Below are 16,097 nucleotides of genomic sequence, written 5' to 3'. Positions count from 1 at the left end.
CTCACTCCTTTTCCTGAAGTTTCACATCCAGCATCCGGTACTGATCGACAGCAACCTTATCGCCAAACGTTACCGGGACCGGTTCAACGAAAATCGGCCCGTCGATAATGACGGTATGGAATTCCCCTTCTTCTCCGCAGGCGTCAATGCCGAGTGTTTCCAGCTCAGCGATCAATTCGCGTGTAAACTCACGGCCTAAGAATTTTTCATCCACACGGCTTGTATCCACTACAGTAACGACCGCTTTAAATCCCGAATCGATCAATTCTTCAAGCAACGCTCTTCTCGGTTCCTGCCACAGTGGGTGATTTACTTCCATACCGGCTGCCGCACTGACTTTTTCGATCCACCTCAAATGATCTTCCAAGTCAATGTCGCCGTAGACCCCCATGTCGATGCCACCTTCTTTAAACTTCTTCAGCTGACCGATAAATTCCTTCTCATACCCGGCCCAATCAGCTTTCCCGATAATTAAAGGAAGCCCCATCCGCTCAGCCTGCGCTTCCATCACTTCCAACGGCAATCCATGGGAACGTGATTTCGAACCGTCTTCTTCGAACATCGTGAACAGGGCAAGCGGCACATGCCCTTCCAAGACGGCACGGTAATAAGCAAGCGCCGAATCCTTCCCACCGCTCCATGATGTAACAAACGATTTCTGCATAACACACCTCTTCCACTCTTTGTTTCGGTTTATTGTATTATTCGCTACCAGATGGATAAAATCCTTTGTCATAGGTTAGGCTGGTGGGCATCCACCGAAAAAATCCCCAACAAAAAACAGCCGGAAAAGATTTCCCGGCCGTTTTCAAAGCTATTATTTTCCTACCATGTTCTCCGGTTTCACCCATTCGTCGAACTGCTCGGCGGTTAAATGTCCGCTCTTCACTGCAGATTCTTTCAAAGTCGTTCCTTCGTTGTGTGCTTGTTTCGCAATTGCCGCCGCTTTTTCGTAACCGATGTGCGGGTTCAATGAAGTAACCAGCATCAATGAATTTTTCACGTGGTTTCCGATGACTTCCAAGTTCGCTTCAATGCCGACAGCGCAGTTATCGTTGAAACTGATCAAGCTGTCAGTCAGTAAACGGACAGATTGCAGGAAGTTGTAAGCAATGACCGGTTTGAAAACATTCAATTCGAAGTTCCCCTGGCTTGCTCCAAAACCGATTGCCGCGTCGTTGCCCATGACCTGAACAGCCACCATCGTCAAAGCTTCGCTTTGCGTCGGGTTGACTTTGCCCGGCATGATTGAGCTGCCCGGTTCGTTTGCCGGAATCGTGATTTCGCCGATTCCACTGCGAGGACCACTTGCCAGCCAGCGTACATCATTGGCAATCTTCATGGCATCCGCCGCCAGTCCTTTGATGGCACCATGTGCGTAAACCATTTCGTCGTGGCTTGTCAGCGCATGGAATTTGTTTTCAGCAGAAGTAAACTTCGTGCCGACTGCTTCGCTGATGAATTCAGCAACAGACGGACCAAATGAAGGATCTGCGTTGATGCCTGTTCCTACTGCCGTTCCGCCAATGGCCAATTCGCGCATGTATTCCACGCTCTCGCTGACCATGCGCTCACTTTTTTCCAGCATATGCTTCCAGCCGCTGATTTCCTGTCCAAGCGTCAATGGTGTCGCATCCTGTAAGTGTGTGCGGCCAATTTTAATGATGTCATCAAATTGCTCTGATTTTTGTGCAAGCGTTGCTTTCAATTTCTGAATGGCCGGAATCAGATTTTGAGTGACCGCCAATACTCCTGCCACATGCATCGCTGTAGGATATGTATCATTCGAGCTTTGAGACATATTGACATCATCGTTCGGATGCAGTTTTTCGTCCGATGATTGTTCTGCCAGAATTTCATTGCCACGGCGGGCCAATACTTCGTTCATGTTCATGTTTGACTGTGTGCCGCTTCCTGTCTGCCATACCACGAGCGGGAAATGGTCGTTCCATTTGCCTTCGATCACTTCATTGGCAGCTGTTTCAATGGCTTTCATCTTGGCTTCAGACAATTTACCGAGTTTATGGTTCGCTTTCGCTGTCGCTTTTTTCAATTGGGCAAACGCCATGACAACTTCCTGCGGCATGCGTTCCGTTCCGATTGCAAAGTTCTGGACACTGCGCTGTGTCTGAGCTCCCCACATTTTGTCGGCTTCTACCTGAATTTCACCGATCGTATCTTTTTCTGTACGGTATTGCATTTTATCCACTCCAATTCTTAATCTTATGTACCTTCACTATCTATTAAACACAAGCTCGCGGAAAAAAGCGACCTTTCCACTCAAAAATATTCGTTTTGCTGCAGAAAAAACGCATCAATAATTTCTTCGTCTGAATGAGGGATATATTCGCCTTTCACAATTTGCGCGCCGTTGATGCAGCCACTCGATAATAAGACAATATCATTCGGACCGCTTTCCGCTAATGCCGCCACTACTGCTTCACGGCGGGATGGCGCAGTCACCACTTTCTGTTTGTAAGGCACTGTAAATCCTTTCAATACTTCATTAACAACATCATAGGGCTCGTGATATCCCGGATGATCCACTGTCACAACCAACACATCAGCTTTTCCTTCGGCGGCCCGGGCCATCTTGGGCATTTTGACAAAATCACGGATACCGATTCCGGCAATTAACGCAATCAACTGCCGATGCGGCAGTTTCTTCACTTCCGTCAATACAGCATCAATAGCCACGGGTGTATGAGCGTAATCCAACACAATCTTTCGCCCCTCAGGACCTGAAATCACCTGGAAACGGCCTTCCACCTGAGACATTTTCGGCAGCACGGTTAGAATACAGGCCATGTCATGCCCTGTCAGCAATGCCGCTCCGATGGCTGCAACCAGATTCCCGGTATTGTATTCCCCAAAAAGGGGAACTTTCACCGGGTAGCTTTGTCCTTGGTAACACAAATCAAAAGCCAGACCTTCCTCTTCATTCCGGCAATTCTCCCAGATAAGGTCGGCTCCCGACTCGGAAAATTGGCTGTAGGCCAAAAAAGGATAATCGATTTTCTCCAGTAAATCCGCTCCCATTCCCTGGTCATCGAGATTGATGACAGCTGCTTTTGCCTGATCGAACAATTGCAGTTTAGATGCCAGATAATGCTCAAATACTTTATGGTACTCCATATGCTCTTCTGAAATATTGGTATGGATGGCAACATCGAAAACAATTCCTTCGACCCGCTTCTGGTCCAATGCGATCGAAGACACCTCCATGGCAGCTGCCTGGTCGCCGATGGATACTAATTTTGAAAAAACAGTATGTATGTCAGAAGCCAAGGGAGTAGTGGGTGTGCTTTTTTTATAAGGAATCTTTCCTTTCGAGCTCACTATCCCGGTAGTCCCAAGAAATCCACATGGCTTCCCGAGAAGGTTCAGTAAGTTTCTCACGTAAGAAGCCGTCGTCGTCTTGCCGTTTGTACCAGTCACGCCAACTTTCACCAGCTTATCCAACGCATTTCCCGAAAAATGAATCGAGCAGTAGGCCAAAGCGACCCGCGAATCTTCCACCAGCACAAAGCTGAGGTGAGGAAATTGTTCCGCATGCCTTTTCAGAAGAAGCGGTTGGCTGCCGATAATTGCTTTTGCCCCTTTGAATATCGCTTCTTCTATATAAAGATGACCATCCGTATTTTCTCCTATCAGACAAAAAAAGGCGGCGCCCGGTGTTACTTCCGCAGAATTATAAGAAACCGAGCTGATTTCCTGTGTCACAGGTCCATGGCAAGCAAGTACTGTAAGATTCGGTATTTGGTCAAATTGCATACTCCTCATACTCCTCCGAAAAATGGCGTGGCTTGAAATATTCCAGAAAGAAATATTACTTAGTGCTATTTTAACAGGAAGAAAAGGAAAGGGACCATATATTTCTTAATTTTCAGTCTATTTTACCATTATGAAGTCTGTAACCTATGTCTAAAAGCCCGTTCCTATTTCTAAACGGGCTTTGCAAACTGAATTTCGTGGAAACCTTTCACTAATTTAAAGCCGATTCCCACGTATCCTTCATCCAGTAATTTCTGCTGTGTATACATATCATCCAATGCAGCCGTAATATAATCCGTATACCGCTGATTCGGGCGCTCCAAATCTTTCACGAAAATATAGCGTTGCATGCCATCGTATTTTTCAGTCAGTGACCCGATGTGCATTTCCTGCAGAAATTTGTCCTTTAAACTGGGAATGTTCATGGGAGCGACTGTGCAGCAGACATAACGAAAGGGCTGTGTCAGATTCGGCACTTCTTTCATGATGACGTCAGCAAGTTTCTGCTGCAGGCGGTTTCCCCGGTAGTCAGGGAGCACGACTGATATCTCCTGATAAATGACTTTGGATAACTCGCTTTCTGACAAGCCAATATCCAGACCTAAATGTTCTTCATCGATTTCGGGAATCAGCAGAGCGCGAAATCCGATCAGCTGCTCATCGACAAACGCCCCGATCAGCAGACCATGCCCCTGCAAAATAAACAAAAATTCCTCTGTCGACAATGGTTGAAGCGCCGCTTTTTCGGGAAGCGATTCAATGACTTCCCGCTGCACCTGCTCGATGACAGGTAAGTCGTCCATAGTCAGTTGCCTCATATAGAATGGCTGTTGCTTCCGAAGTGCTTGGTTGGTGATCGTGCCTTCATACAAGAGCTTCATCGCACATTCTCCTAATCAGTAAATTTTATCCCTCTTTCCCACTCAGCAAAGAGAAAAGCCCTCTTTTCTGTGGGGTTCTTTTTATAGCTTTAGAATACCATGTACGCAGCGAGCCGTCTTGCGAATTCTGAAATTTCCCTCCACAAAGAAACCTTCTCTCGTTCTCCTGAAAATAAGCTGCACTTCGGCCTTTAACTTTTACCACCTTCGCAAAACCTCTGTGCTTCTGCCCGTGAAACGTAGGATAATAAATAAAGAAATTGATTTGCCGCAACAATATTTCGTTTAAGCTTGCATTCTCCATATAACCGTGTTATTCTAAGGAAGAATTATTTTTGTTCGGATGACTTTTACAAAGTTACAGATTTTCATCTGCAAGATTTGAGCAAGGATAGTAATACAATGTATGCTTACGCATACGAGGAGGAAACACACATGGAACAAGGTAAAGTAAAATGGTTTAACTCAGAAAAAGGATTTGGCTTCATCGAGCGCGAAGGCGGAGACGACGTATTCGTACACTTCTCAGCTATCCAAAGCGAAGGCTTCAAATCTTTAGATGAAGGTCAAGAAGTAACGTTTGATATCGAGCAAGGCCAACGCGGTCTTCAAGCTACTAACGTACAAAAAGTCTAATCTAAAACCACTTATTTATGGATTCTTCTTCGGAAGAATCCATTTTTTTATTGAATTTCAACGATACAGCGCAGCGCCGCCAGCCTGGCTGGAAATCGGCCGCCCAACAGAAGATAAAAGAAAGGACTGTTCCTGGTAGCCAGCTTTATGGCTAAAGGAACAGTCCTTCTTCAATTTATCCAGCTTTACTCCTCCAGCTACTGTGTCGGATTCAGCGTGTAATAAATTTGGAATACAAGAAAAATCAAAATGACTGCGACAAGAGTTCCAACCAAGATGCCAATAGCCAGCTTTTTCCCTTCCACACTCTCACCCTTTCGAAAAGATACCTATTTAAGTTGAACTGATAATTGCCACTTATCGATAGGAAGAAGTAATACCCAAAATTCAACTTATATAGATCTTATTGCTTTTCTTTCATTGCCCCTTCAATCAACTCCACTACTTCATAAGCACCGCCACTGTTGTTCGACAGTACCGTTAAAGTTGAACCATCCGAAGGATAATAACCGGAATGGAAATTCACTCCCGGGTCGTAGCCCATGACATGGTATTTAACAGGTATCTCTTCTTCCAACTCAATCCACACTCCATACCCGTACGCGCCTTCTTCAGTTGTAGCATGGCTGGACAAAAGCTGTTGTGTCATGTCTTTCGACAATAATGTATAATCCATCAATCGTTCCCAAAACTTCGTCATATCGTTCGCTGTAACAAAAGCACCGCCATCAGCACCGCCTTTTATCGGAATGGCATACTGGTTCGTGCGCCAGGAGCCTCCTTCTTCGATGTAGCCAAAAGCTGTTTCCGCCGGTAACCGATCCAAACGGAAATACCCCGCATGTTCCATGTCTGCTGGCTTAAAAATCCGTTCTTCCACTGCATCTGCAAATTCCTGTCCAGTAATTTTCTCCACTACTAATCCCAATGCGATAAACCCTGCGTTATTGTAATGGAATTTCTCGCCGGGCGCAAATTTCATTGGCTGATGCTGGAATAACGGCAGAAAATCAGTGCCACTTTGCATCAAGTACATCGGATGCTTCGTCCATAACTCTTCGAAATCATCCATGATTGCTTCATCGAAATAGTCAGGGATTCCTGAAGTATGCGTCAACAATTGGTGAATGGTGACTTCAAATGCCGGAAACGTTTCCGGCAGCAGTTCAGACAACAGATCATCCAGCGATAACTTCCCTTCTTCTACCAGCTGGCAAACCGTGACGGCCGTGAAAACCTTTGAGCCGGAAGCAATCCCGAAGCGGGTGGTGAGGGCGTTTGGCCGCTCATTGGCCCGGTCCGCAAATCCTTTGGCAGCCGACCACAGCTCTTCAGTTTTCCACAATGCAACACCTGAAAAGTCCAATTGTTCCATGTCATCAGAAATAGGGGTTTCGACCTGTTCTTTTCCTAATTTCCCTTCTTCCGTTATATGGATTTGCCGTCCATCTGTAAATTCAATCGACAAAGGATGTGTTTCACTTTTCTGTTTCGAGAAATACCAGGTGCGTTTCGGAGCAACTAATATGATAAAAGCATCGCCTTGGCCTAAGAAATTCAATGATTTGGCGTCAATTCCCTTGTTGCCACGGACCGGAATTTCCATGTCCTCAATCTGGCGACCCACTTCTTCAACAAACGGCGTGGTGATGCTCACTTCGGAAATATTCAGAAGCGAATCGACTGTAAAATTGCCCATCCGGTCTACATTGCGGCGGCCAATGAATTCCACTACATTGCCTGCCGGATCCTGGAAATAGAACGCATCGGCATTAAAGTTCGCATAAAAAATTTCGTCCATGCCTTCCTGCCGGTTCAATTCGATCCGCGAACTGGCCCAGGACTTGGCGAGCGTAAACTGATTGCCTGGAATATTGAAGGCATAATGATACACAGCAGCTCGGTCTGATTCCTGAAAAACCAATTGCGACTCACCAATCGACAGAACAAAACTTGTCTCGTCTTCTTCTACGATACGAAATCCCAATTGATATTCGTAAAAGCCTTTCATTTCTTTCAGTTGATTCGTATAGAAAGTCACTTTCTTGAACATGCGATCACTCCTTACGTTAAGCATACCGAAATTTCAATGATTTTTCCTTAATTTGGCACGAATCGTATCGAATTTTCAGTTTATCAGCGGTTTTTTTGAGTTTATCGGCGGTTTCTGTGAGTTTATCGGCGATTTTTACTGCTTTATCGTCGATTATCCTTTTCCCTCTATATAACTCAGAAAAACTCTTCCCCCTAAGAGAAAGAGTTCCATTTATAAAGTATAAAGCAGCCGGATCATGTCCTTGCACGGAATACCATTTTCCATAATGGGCTCCGGATAGTTTCGCGTGAAAAAGTCCCGGTCGACGGAATCGATCCGGAAGCCGCATTTCTGGTACAACGCCAGTTGGCCGAAGCTTGAATTGCCTGTGCCGATTTCAACTTTGCCGAATCCCAAACGTTCCGCTTCTGCCAGAGCATGAAAGATTAACTTCTTGCCATAGCCTTGCCCTCTCGCGCTCTCCGCTACGGCGATATTTTTGATTTCTACAGTTTCGACAGACAATGGCAATAAAACATAGACACCGATGAGCTCTCCATCGATTGTTGCTCTGTAAACAGACCCACGCCCGCAATAATCATTAACCAGTTTTTCAGAAGTATCCGCTTCAAGTAATAATTTCATTGGCAAGCCTTCACCTTTTTCAAGCAGCCGAACTTCCATTATTTTGGCTCTTTGAATCCTTGGTCAATCAGATAATCTTCTGCGTCGCTGAACGTACCGAAGCTTTCTTCAAGATTCTTACCCGTATAAATATTCCAGAATGGCTCTTCGTATACCAGATCCAGTTTTTCATTGTCGCGGTTTGTCCAGGTTTTGTCATATGGCGGTTCCGGTTCGAGTGATAAATAATCGATCGAATCTGCGATGATGCTGCGAAGTTCTTTCGCTGAAAACTCCCGGATATTGACAAAGCCTTTGTTGTCCGCTTCATATTGCGGCAAGTTTCCGACATAGACGAAGCCGTTGCCGTTCGGATGCAGATGATAGACTACAATTTTCTTGTCGTATAAGCTTTCTTCATAATGGAAGTTTACCCGTTTCATCGACACATCTTTTCGTGTCAGTTCCGGAAACGACTCGATAATTTCCAATTTCTCTTCAAATGTAAGCACGTGCGTTACCCCGTTTCTTAATATCATATTCTGCCCCCATTATAACATGCGCTGCAGAAATTCCGCATAAACAGAAAAAAGCTGCGCGAACGCAGCTTTTTTATCTTAGTTACTTTCTTTTATTGCCGAATGGCCACCAGACACCACGGTCAAATGATACCGAAATGGCTGGGATCAGCAGCGGCAGGACGATCAAGCCGTACAGCAGCAAGCCGGTGATGACAATAGTGGCAATCTGCACGAGGCTCAATACGCCTGACGGCATCATGGCACCGAATGTCCCCGCCAGGATAATGGCTGCGGTGATAATGACTGTCCCCATTTTCGCCATCGATGTGCGCATGGCGTCCCGAACCGTGATTCCGTTAAAAGATTCTTCACGGAAACGGTCGAGAAGGAAAATCGAATAATCGACGCCGAGCGCAACGAGCATGACGAAGCCGAAGAATGGCACCGCCCACGTGATGCCGTCAAAACCAAGACCGTTGACAAAAATCAATTCCGCAATGGAAATCGATGTGTAATACGTCAGCAACAACGAACCGATCATATAGATCGGCATGATCAGTGAACGGAATAAAAACGCCAGGACCACGAACAGGCTAATCAGCATAATGACTACTGTGCTCGTGAAGTCATTCGAAGATACTTCCTCCAAGTCGCTGTTGACACTGGCGATGCCCCCGAAGGCAATCTCCGCGTCTTCAATCGGCGTCGCTGTCACACTCCGCTCCACTGTATTTTTGATTTCTTCCACGACTTCAATCGCTTCAGGAGAATATGGATCTACCGCCAGGATAACTTCCATCATCATGCCGGTTTCTTCCGCAAACGTATAACGGTCCAGCACTTGTTCAAACTCCTGCTCTTCCAGGGTGCCTTCTGGAATGAACAAACCAGTGCTGCGAACGGCTTCACTGTCGCTCATTTCCCGCATCATATCAGCTGCTTCGGTTAGGCCGGCTTCGATTTCTGCCAGGCTTTCGTTGGAAGCACCGATGCCTTCTGACAATTGCGTGAGACCTGCGCTGAGTTCGCCCATCTGTCCAGCAGCACCTTGGAGTCCTTGCTGAATTTCAGTCAAGCCGCCACTGATCTGAGTCAAGGCGCCGGCTGTCTGCTGGATGTTTCCGGTCTGCTGCAAGCCTTGTGTAACTGCTCCCAGCTGTTCATTCAACTGACCCAGTCCAGCAGCTGCTTCCCCAAGCCCGCCCGCTCCTGCGGTCTGTTGGCTGATGCCTTGCAGATTCGTTTGGATTTCCGTTAACCCACTTTGGACTTCCCCGAGCCCATCACGCGCTTCCGTCACACCATCTGCAAGCAGGCCAAGTTGTGTGTCAACGTGCAGATCTTCGATAACGTCGCCTGTCGGCCGTGTAATCGAACGGATCGAATCAACACCTTCGATTTTTTCGAGCTCACGGCTGATCGACTCAAAATAAGGAACCGTTTCTTCGCCCGTCAATGCCTCGCCGGATTTCACCACTACCTGCACAGGCAACGAGTCCCCTTGGCCGAAGCCGTCTTCGATGGCTTGAAGCCCTTTGACCGATTCGTATTCAGAACCGATTTCATCCACTGTGTTGAACGATAAAGAATTATCGTACGTAAACAGCAGCGGAACAGTGATGATAGCTACTACCAGCATCGACAGCAACGGACGGTTGATGGATAATTTGCTCATCCAGATCCACAAATTGCTGTCTTTATGAGAAGCTGTCTTTTTTGATGGCCAAAACAATTTTTCTTTCAGTATCGCCATGAAGAACGGCACAACCGTATACAATACGAGCAGCAGCACAAAAATTCCGACTGCTACAGCGACTGCCGATTTAAAGATCGGGAAGTCCGCAAAACCGATGGCGGAAAATCCAATGAATACAGCCAAGCCACTGATGAACAACGTCCGTCCTGCAGTTTTATACGTATTGATGATGGACTTTTCCACACCATGCCCTGCGGATAACTCTTCTTTGTAACGGCTCAACAGCAAAATACAATAGTCTGTTCCAATCCCAAATAAAATCGCGACGAGAAAGATTTGCGTGTAATTGGAAACCGGAAACCCGAACCAATCGATGAAAAAAGCCACGATCGACTGGCTCAACAAATACGAAATCCCTACTGCTGCAAGAGGGATGAACGGTGTCACGATGGAACGGAAAACCGCCAGCAACAAACCAAAAATCAGGACGACGGTAATGATTTCAGTCCGTTTCAAGCCTTCCTGTGCACTGACGTTGACATCATTATTAATAATTGCCTCGCCCGTGATGTACGCAGTCATATCGGCCGGAACAATGGATTCACGCACCTGGTCTGCGACTTCGTTTGTTTCTTCGTCAGTTCCATCGACCGTAATCGGCATTAACACCGTTTGACGGTCTTCTGAAATCAATTGCTCTTCCAGTTCTTCGTTTTCTACTGGATTCAAAACCTCTGTTACAGGATCACCGAGTGCCTCAATATCAGAAACCATCTGCTCAAGGGTCTCCCGCATTGGTTCGTCCAATTCGTTTTCCAGCGGGATGACCAAAGAGATGGTCTGGGCTGCTGCGCCTGCATCAGCCAGAATGTTCGCCGCCGTTTGAGAAGAAGCGTCTTCTGAAAGCTGGAATGAGCCTGCCTCTTCCGCTTGCTCTGTTAAGTTTGGCGCCAGCAGGAACAAGGCGACCGTCAAGATAAGTAAACCGATAAAAATCGGCCATTTCAGTTTTAATACCGTCCGCATCTTTTACACTCCATCCATTTTCAATACATCTTTGAGTTTTCGAAAAATCGTCAGGAACTGATCGATTTCCTGGTCCTCAATACGTTCCGACATCAACTTTTCTATATATTCCGTCAGCACTTTATCGGATTGCTGCAAAATCTCTTTTCCGGCTTCGGTGATTTCAAGCATCTTTTCGCGTTTGTCTTCAGTTTGGACAATCCGAATCAGTTCTTTCTGAAGCAATTTTTTGCTTCGGCTTGAAATGGCACTTTTATGTACAGATTGCAGCACCGCAAGTCTGCTTGAAGTCACCCGCTTTTCTTTGCTGATCAGTTTCAGCATTTGCATCTGCTCGGGCGAAAACTCTTTCCACAGCGGATCATCCACCGATTTAATGACCCGTTCTGTACCGTAAATCATCACTTCCGTAAACAAATCCACAGCTTCTTTTATGCGTTGATCCAATTAGTACACCCCCTCAACTATTAATTAGTTTAGGGGGTCTACCTTTTTTCGTCAAGCATTATCCATTTTTTTCATAAAAAAACCTGTGAACCAGATTCACAGGTTTTCCTTCCATTCATTTACACATCCCGCGTCGCGGTATTGCGGATTTCCTGACGTCTTGCATAGACGTTTTTGGCAATGGCTTTCAACACAGCATAAGTCGGAATCGCCAGAATGATGCCCCACAGGCCGGCGATATTTCCCGCTGCCAATATCAAAGTGATAACCGTCAACGGATGCACGTCAAGCGCACTTCCCATAACGTTTGGTGTAATGAGATTTCCTTCAATCTGCTGGGCAACCAGCATGATGACAAGAACCCAAACCGCTTTAATCGGATCCTGTACCAACGCGATAATGATGGCGGGAATGACCGCGATATACGGCCCTAAAAACGGAATGACGTTCGTCGCCATGCCGATCAATGCCAGTAAAAGTGCATAGTCGAGGCCGATGATCAAATAGCCTGCAAGCAGCATGAGACCCACCAGGAAGCTGACAAAAAGCTGTCCTTGAATATACGACTGCAAAGTCTCGTCAATGTCCTGCAACGTTTTGCGGATCCATCCTTTTCGTTCTCCAGAAAAGAAACCGGAAATAAACGGTACGAATTTCTGGTGATCAATGAGAAGGTAAATCAGGAAGAACGGGACCAGCACAAGTGTTATCAATCCGGAAATCAACCCTGTCAAAAATGATAAAATTCCTGATCCGATTCCCGAAGCCCAGTCCCCGATCTGTCCCGTCATGCCGTTGATCTGTTCCTGGATGGTATCCGGCAAGCGGCTTCGCTGATCCAACAGGTACTGTGCATAATTTTCAATATCCCGGATGATTCCGGGGGCGTTATCGACAAGCGAATTGACCTGCCTTGTTACAATCGGACCGATCATGGCGTAAAACAACCAAAAAACAGCAACGATCAGCAGGACGATGATTAAAATGGCGGACCATTTTGGAAATTTCCATTTCATCAAAAAATGCAGAATCGGCCTCGTCAAGTAAAACAGCACCCCGCCAAGAAGCAGCGGAACGAATACGGTTTGCGCAATGATAAACAGGGGATCGAATATTCCTTGAACTTCTATAAACAAACGGATAATGACTAAAGCAAGGATAATTCCCACGCCTGCCTGAAACCAAAGCTTATTTGTCAAAAAACTCACTCCATTCTTTTCCTATGTACTTTTATTGTATACCCAGTTTACCATGAATTATGGTATTATTATTTTTTGTGAAAGAGAACCTTCCTTTCAATGAAACGTCTATTGGTTATAGAAAAAGAAAATGACAAGGGAGCAATAAAATGGAACAATTATGGCTTACGATAAAATTTTTACTGCTTGGCCTTTTTCAGGGACTGACGGAACCCATCCCCATTTCATCAAGTGGACACCTCCTCATTGCACAGTACTTTTTGGATGTGGAAATCGAAGGAAGCGTTTCAACATTTGCACTGCTCGTCAACACCGCTTCTTTGATCGCGGTCCTCATTATTTACCGGCAGGACATCCAGCGGCTTGTCATCAACGGCTTTAAGTTTTTTCAGGTGAAAAATGCTGAAACGAAACGTGATTTCATGTTTGTCGTTTACCTGGTGGTTGCTACCATTCCCGCGGGTATTATTGGGGTACTGTTTCAAGATGTGATTGATGAATATTTATCCACGATTGTCACGATTGGTGTCACTCTGGTCATCACTGGTTTAGCGCTTTGGCTCATCCGCAATATGCGCGGGCAACGAAAAGACGGCAATATGACGATGAAAGACGCACTGATTATCGGCGGCGCACAGGCAGTGGCTTTAATTCCCGGAATCAGCCGCAGCGGTGCGACAATCGTGGCAGCTATGGCTAGAGGCATCAACCAGGAAACCGCTTTGCGTTTCTCTTTTCTGCTGTTCATTCCCATCAGCCTGGGTGGTGCGGTATTGAGCATTACAGACATCGCGAATGACGATAATTTAGCGACTATGGCGCTTCCTTACATAATGGCTTTTATCGGCTCTCTCATCGCTTCTTATTTTTCATTGAAGTGGTTTATGCACATCATGGCAAAAGGCCAATTAAAGTATTTTGCGATTTACTGTTTTATCGTCGGTCCGCTTGTCGTGCTGGCATGGTTATTATTGAATTAACTCAAAAAAAGACATCTGCCGCGCAATAGCTGCAGATGTCTTTTTTTATAGGGTATTTGGTTTTATCGGTTAAAGAACTTTGCTGTGAAATATGGCTGGTTGTCTTTGTTAAAAGCCGTACCGACCCCCAGATAGCCAAAATCAGGTTTAACGATATTTTCCCGGTGTCCCATAGAATTCATCAAACCTTCATGGGCAAAGATGCTGCTGTACTGCCCGTAGGCCAGATTTTCACCCGCCAGAAAAAACGAGATCCCGTCTTCATTCATCCGGTCAAACGGCGATTGGCCATCGAGATTCGTATGGCTGAAGTACTGATTGTCCGCCATGTCTCTGCTGTGTTTTCGTGCCGTGTCCCTTGTGGCTTCATCCCACTTTAAAAGTGGCAGCTCTCGTTGGATACGCGCCGCATTGGTCAACTCAAACAACAGAAATTCATAGCTTTCCTGCAAGTCTTCACTGGCTTCAGCGTATATTTTATCGCGTTTTTCTTCAAGTTCGCTGTGAATCACCTGCAGGGCTGTAACGGTCTTTTCTTCGTGAACGTCATAAAATACCGTTACATATACGTCGTCGATTTTATACATATCATATTCATCGCGTGTATCAAGTATATACTGGATGTTGCCTTTTTGAAGATGCTTCAGCGGCGTGCCCAGGGCATCACGCACTTCGCTTTGTGTGGAAGCCATTGTTAGGCCTTCTGTAGACGAAATGAGGTCTTGGTTCGTGAACATCCCATTCACTTGTCCATCCTGATTATAGGACAGCAGAACGTAATTTTGATAATCCTGATGATAGCTGTGCCAGTCTGTGCCATATTCGTTTTGCATGAGGCGCAGTGGCAAACCGACTTTTTGCTGAGCTTCTTCTTTCGACATTCCAAGAGTTACATTATGAACAGCAAACAGCGAATCCGTTTCCGATAAGTCCGGTTTGTCCACGGCTTCCGGCATTTCGGTGGAAGTCTCAAGAATCCAGCCTTGAAGCTGGCTGCCGATGCGATCTGTAAATGCTCGTGCACCATCTAATGCTTCCGTGACTTCAGAGTCCGACTTCACTTGCTCAATCGCTTGATCAATGGAATCCAGAAAGCCTAGATCGATATACTTCCCAACCGGCTCTTCCCAAAGTGGCCGTGCGAAAAAAACAACTATAAGAAGCACAATTACACCAAAGATTTTCCGCATCCGCATCACCTCTCTTCTCTCTAGTTTAATCGTAAAAGCCTGTTCCATAAAGCAATAAGTCTCTCTCAAGACTGCTGTGAAGCATTTGAGAGAAAAATATACAGTATAAACCAGCCAAAGGGTTCTTTTGATACAAAAAAAGCCTTTTCCTCTACAAGGGAAAAGACTTCAATCGCTTATTCAATTCCTTCAACCGACATTTTTTTCGGAGAACTGAACCATAACGTGAACATCAAACCGACCACAAAAGTGATCAAACTGGTAACCAATGTCGTTGTGTCATTGGCAAAGCCCGGGAACACCACAAACAGGGAACCCAGAATCAGCCCGATGATTGCTGCATAAGTAACATAAGTGAAGTTTTCCAGCAAATAGCGAATCGCCTTACTGCTGACGATAAAGCCGACAATGACCCCTGCGCCGATTGCCAGGACTACCGGGATATTCAGGGAGGACAAGGCATTAATCGCCGTTGTATAAACACCCAGCAGCAACAAAATGAATGACCCGCTGATCCCTGGCAAAAGCATCGCCATGCTGGCAAGCCAGCCAGAGAAAAACAGCATAAAGAATACCGGGACACTGAGTGTCGTAATTGGTGCGATATTTTCGTCTGTCGGGATGAACGCCGTCGAAGCAAGCGCAGCGCCAATGACGACCAATATGACGATATGACGCGTGGTGAATTTCTGCTTCACTTCTGCCTGTTTCATGATGTAAGGGATGACACCTAAGATCAAGCCCATAAAAAAGAATTGTGTCGCTTCGTAATGCTGCTCGAGCAGGTATTCAATAACACGGCTGAACAACAGTAGCGTAATGACAATTCCGGTTCCCAAAGGGATTAAGAACCCCAATTGCTTTTTCCAGTCGCGGCTGAAAAATCCACTGATGGCTTCCAGCAAACGATCATAAATTCCTAAAATAAATGCGATGGTCCCACCACTGACACCCGGTATCAAATCACTGATGCCCATCAGAATGCCACGGTATATATTTTTCCATTCCATTAGGTTCCAATCTCCTCATCTTCAAAATCACATTCATTAGTATAGCATGTGAAAAAATGAAACTCGAGCTTTATTCCG

At 45.8% G+C, this 16,097-nt stretch carries 14 protein-coding genes; 2 read left to right on the top strand and 12 right to left on the bottom strand.

Features of this window, described 5'->3' with window-relative positions:
- Nucleotide 1: 1 nt before the first annotated feature.
- From EEX84_RS10820 to EEX84_RS10805, 4 genes are all read right to left on the bottom strand, one after another.
- Nucleotides 2-664 (bottom strand): Dph6-related ATP pyrophosphatase, encoded by a 663-nt coding sequence (locus tag EEX84_RS10820; protein ID WP_123165652.1) that lies wholly within the window; start codon nucleotides 662-664, stop codon nucleotides 2-4.
- 153 nt (nucleotides 665-817) lie between these two features.
- On the bottom strand, nucleotides 818-2,200 hold the full coding sequence (fumC, locus tag EEX84_RS10815; protein ID WP_123165651.1) for a class II fumarate hydratase: 1,383 nt from the start codon (nucleotides 2,198-2,200) through the stop codon (nucleotides 818-820).
- Between the two features lie 80 nt (nucleotides 2,201-2,280).
- Nucleotides 2,281-3,774, bottom strand: a complete 1,494-nt coding sequence (locus EEX84_RS10810) for a Mur ligase family protein (RefSeq protein ID WP_240033960.1) — start codon at nucleotides 3,772-3,774, stop codon at nucleotides 2,281-2,283.
- Between the two features lie 170 nt (nucleotides 3,775-3,944).
- Nucleotides 3,945-4,655, bottom strand: a complete 711-nt coding sequence (locus tag EEX84_RS10805) for a hypothetical protein (RefSeq protein WP_123165649.1) — start codon at nucleotides 4,653-4,655, stop codon at nucleotides 3,945-3,947.
- Nucleotides 4,656-5,090: 435 nt separating this feature from the next.
- Here EEX84_RS10805 and EEX84_RS10795 point away from each other — a divergent pair, with 435 nt between their 5' ends.
- The gene (locus tag EEX84_RS10795; protein ID WP_123165647.1) at nucleotides 5,091-5,291 is read left to right on the top strand and encodes a cold-shock protein; all 201 of its coding nucleotides are present in this window, start codon (nucleotides 5,091-5,093) and stop codon (nucleotides 5,289-5,291) included.
- 403 nt (nucleotides 5,292-5,694) lie between these two features.
- On the opposite strand, the gene EEX84_RS10790 is transcribed toward EEX84_RS10795, so the two are convergent.
- The 6 genes from EEX84_RS10790 to EEX84_RS10765 form a co-directional block, all read right to left on the bottom strand.
- Nucleotides 5,695-7,344, bottom strand: a complete 1,650-nt coding sequence (locus EEX84_RS10790; protein ID WP_123165646.1) for a serine hydrolase — start codon at nucleotides 7,342-7,344, stop codon at nucleotides 5,695-5,697.
- Nucleotides 7,345-7,557: 213 nt separating this feature from the next.
- The gene (locus EEX84_RS10785; RefSeq protein WP_123165645.1) at nucleotides 7,558-8,010 is read right to left on the bottom strand and encodes a GNAT family N-acetyltransferase; all 453 of its coding nucleotides are present in this window, start codon (nucleotides 8,008-8,010) and stop codon (nucleotides 7,558-7,560) included.
- Nucleotides 8,010-8,462 (bottom strand): hypothetical protein, encoded by a 453-nt coding sequence (locus EEX84_RS10780; RefSeq protein WP_123165732.1) that lies wholly within the window; start codon nucleotides 8,460-8,462, stop codon nucleotides 8,010-8,012. The genes EEX84_RS10785 and EEX84_RS10780 overlap by 1 nt, the downstream gene beginning before the upstream one ends.
- Nucleotides 8,463-8,571: 109 nt before the next feature.
- The gene (locus EEX84_RS10775) at nucleotides 8,572-11,193 is read right to left on the bottom strand and encodes an MMPL family transporter (RefSeq protein WP_123165644.1); all 2,622 of its coding nucleotides are present in this window, start codon (nucleotides 11,191-11,193) and stop codon (nucleotides 8,572-8,574) included.
- Between the two features lie 3 nt (nucleotides 11,194-11,196).
- Nucleotides 11,197-11,640 (bottom strand): MarR family winged helix-turn-helix transcriptional regulator, encoded by a 444-nt coding sequence (locus tag EEX84_RS10770; protein WP_123165643.1) that lies wholly within the window; start codon nucleotides 11,638-11,640, stop codon nucleotides 11,197-11,199.
- A 119-nt stretch (nucleotides 11,641-11,759) separates the two neighbouring features.
- The gene (locus EEX84_RS10765; RefSeq protein WP_123165731.1) at nucleotides 11,760-12,839 is read right to left on the bottom strand and encodes an AI-2E family transporter; all 1,080 of its coding nucleotides are present in this window, start codon (nucleotides 12,837-12,839) and stop codon (nucleotides 11,760-11,762) included.
- Between the two features lie 149 nt (nucleotides 12,840-12,988).
- Between EEX84_RS10765 and EEX84_RS10760 the strand changes: the two genes are divergently transcribed.
- A complete protein-coding gene (locus tag EEX84_RS10760) occupies nucleotides 12,989-13,819 on the top strand; it encodes an undecaprenyl-diphosphate phosphatase (RefSeq protein WP_123165642.1) in 831 nt (276 codons plus the stop codon).
- A gap of 62 nt (nucleotides 13,820-13,881) precedes the next feature.
- Here EEX84_RS10760 and EEX84_RS10755 read toward each other — a convergent pair whose 3' ends face one another.
- On the bottom strand, nucleotides 13,882-15,009 hold the full coding sequence (locus EEX84_RS10755; RefSeq protein WP_123165641.1) for a CAP domain-containing protein: 1,128 nt from the start codon (nucleotides 15,007-15,009) through the stop codon (nucleotides 13,882-13,884).
- 176 nt (nucleotides 15,010-15,185) lie between these two features.
- On the bottom strand, nucleotides 15,186-16,019 hold the full coding sequence (locus EEX84_RS10750; RefSeq protein WP_123165640.1) for a DUF368 domain-containing protein: 834 nt from the start codon (nucleotides 16,017-16,019) through the stop codon (nucleotides 15,186-15,188).
- Between the last annotated feature and the right edge of the window lie 78 nt (nucleotides 16,020-16,097).

The sequence above is a fragment of the Planococcus salinus genome (genome assembly GCF_003719725.1).
Lineage (GTDB): Bacteria > Bacillota > Bacilli > Bacillales_A > Planococcaceae > Planococcus > Planococcus salinus.
Note: the sequence above shows the minus strand (reverse complement) of the source record. Positions and strands in the feature narration are given on the sequence as shown.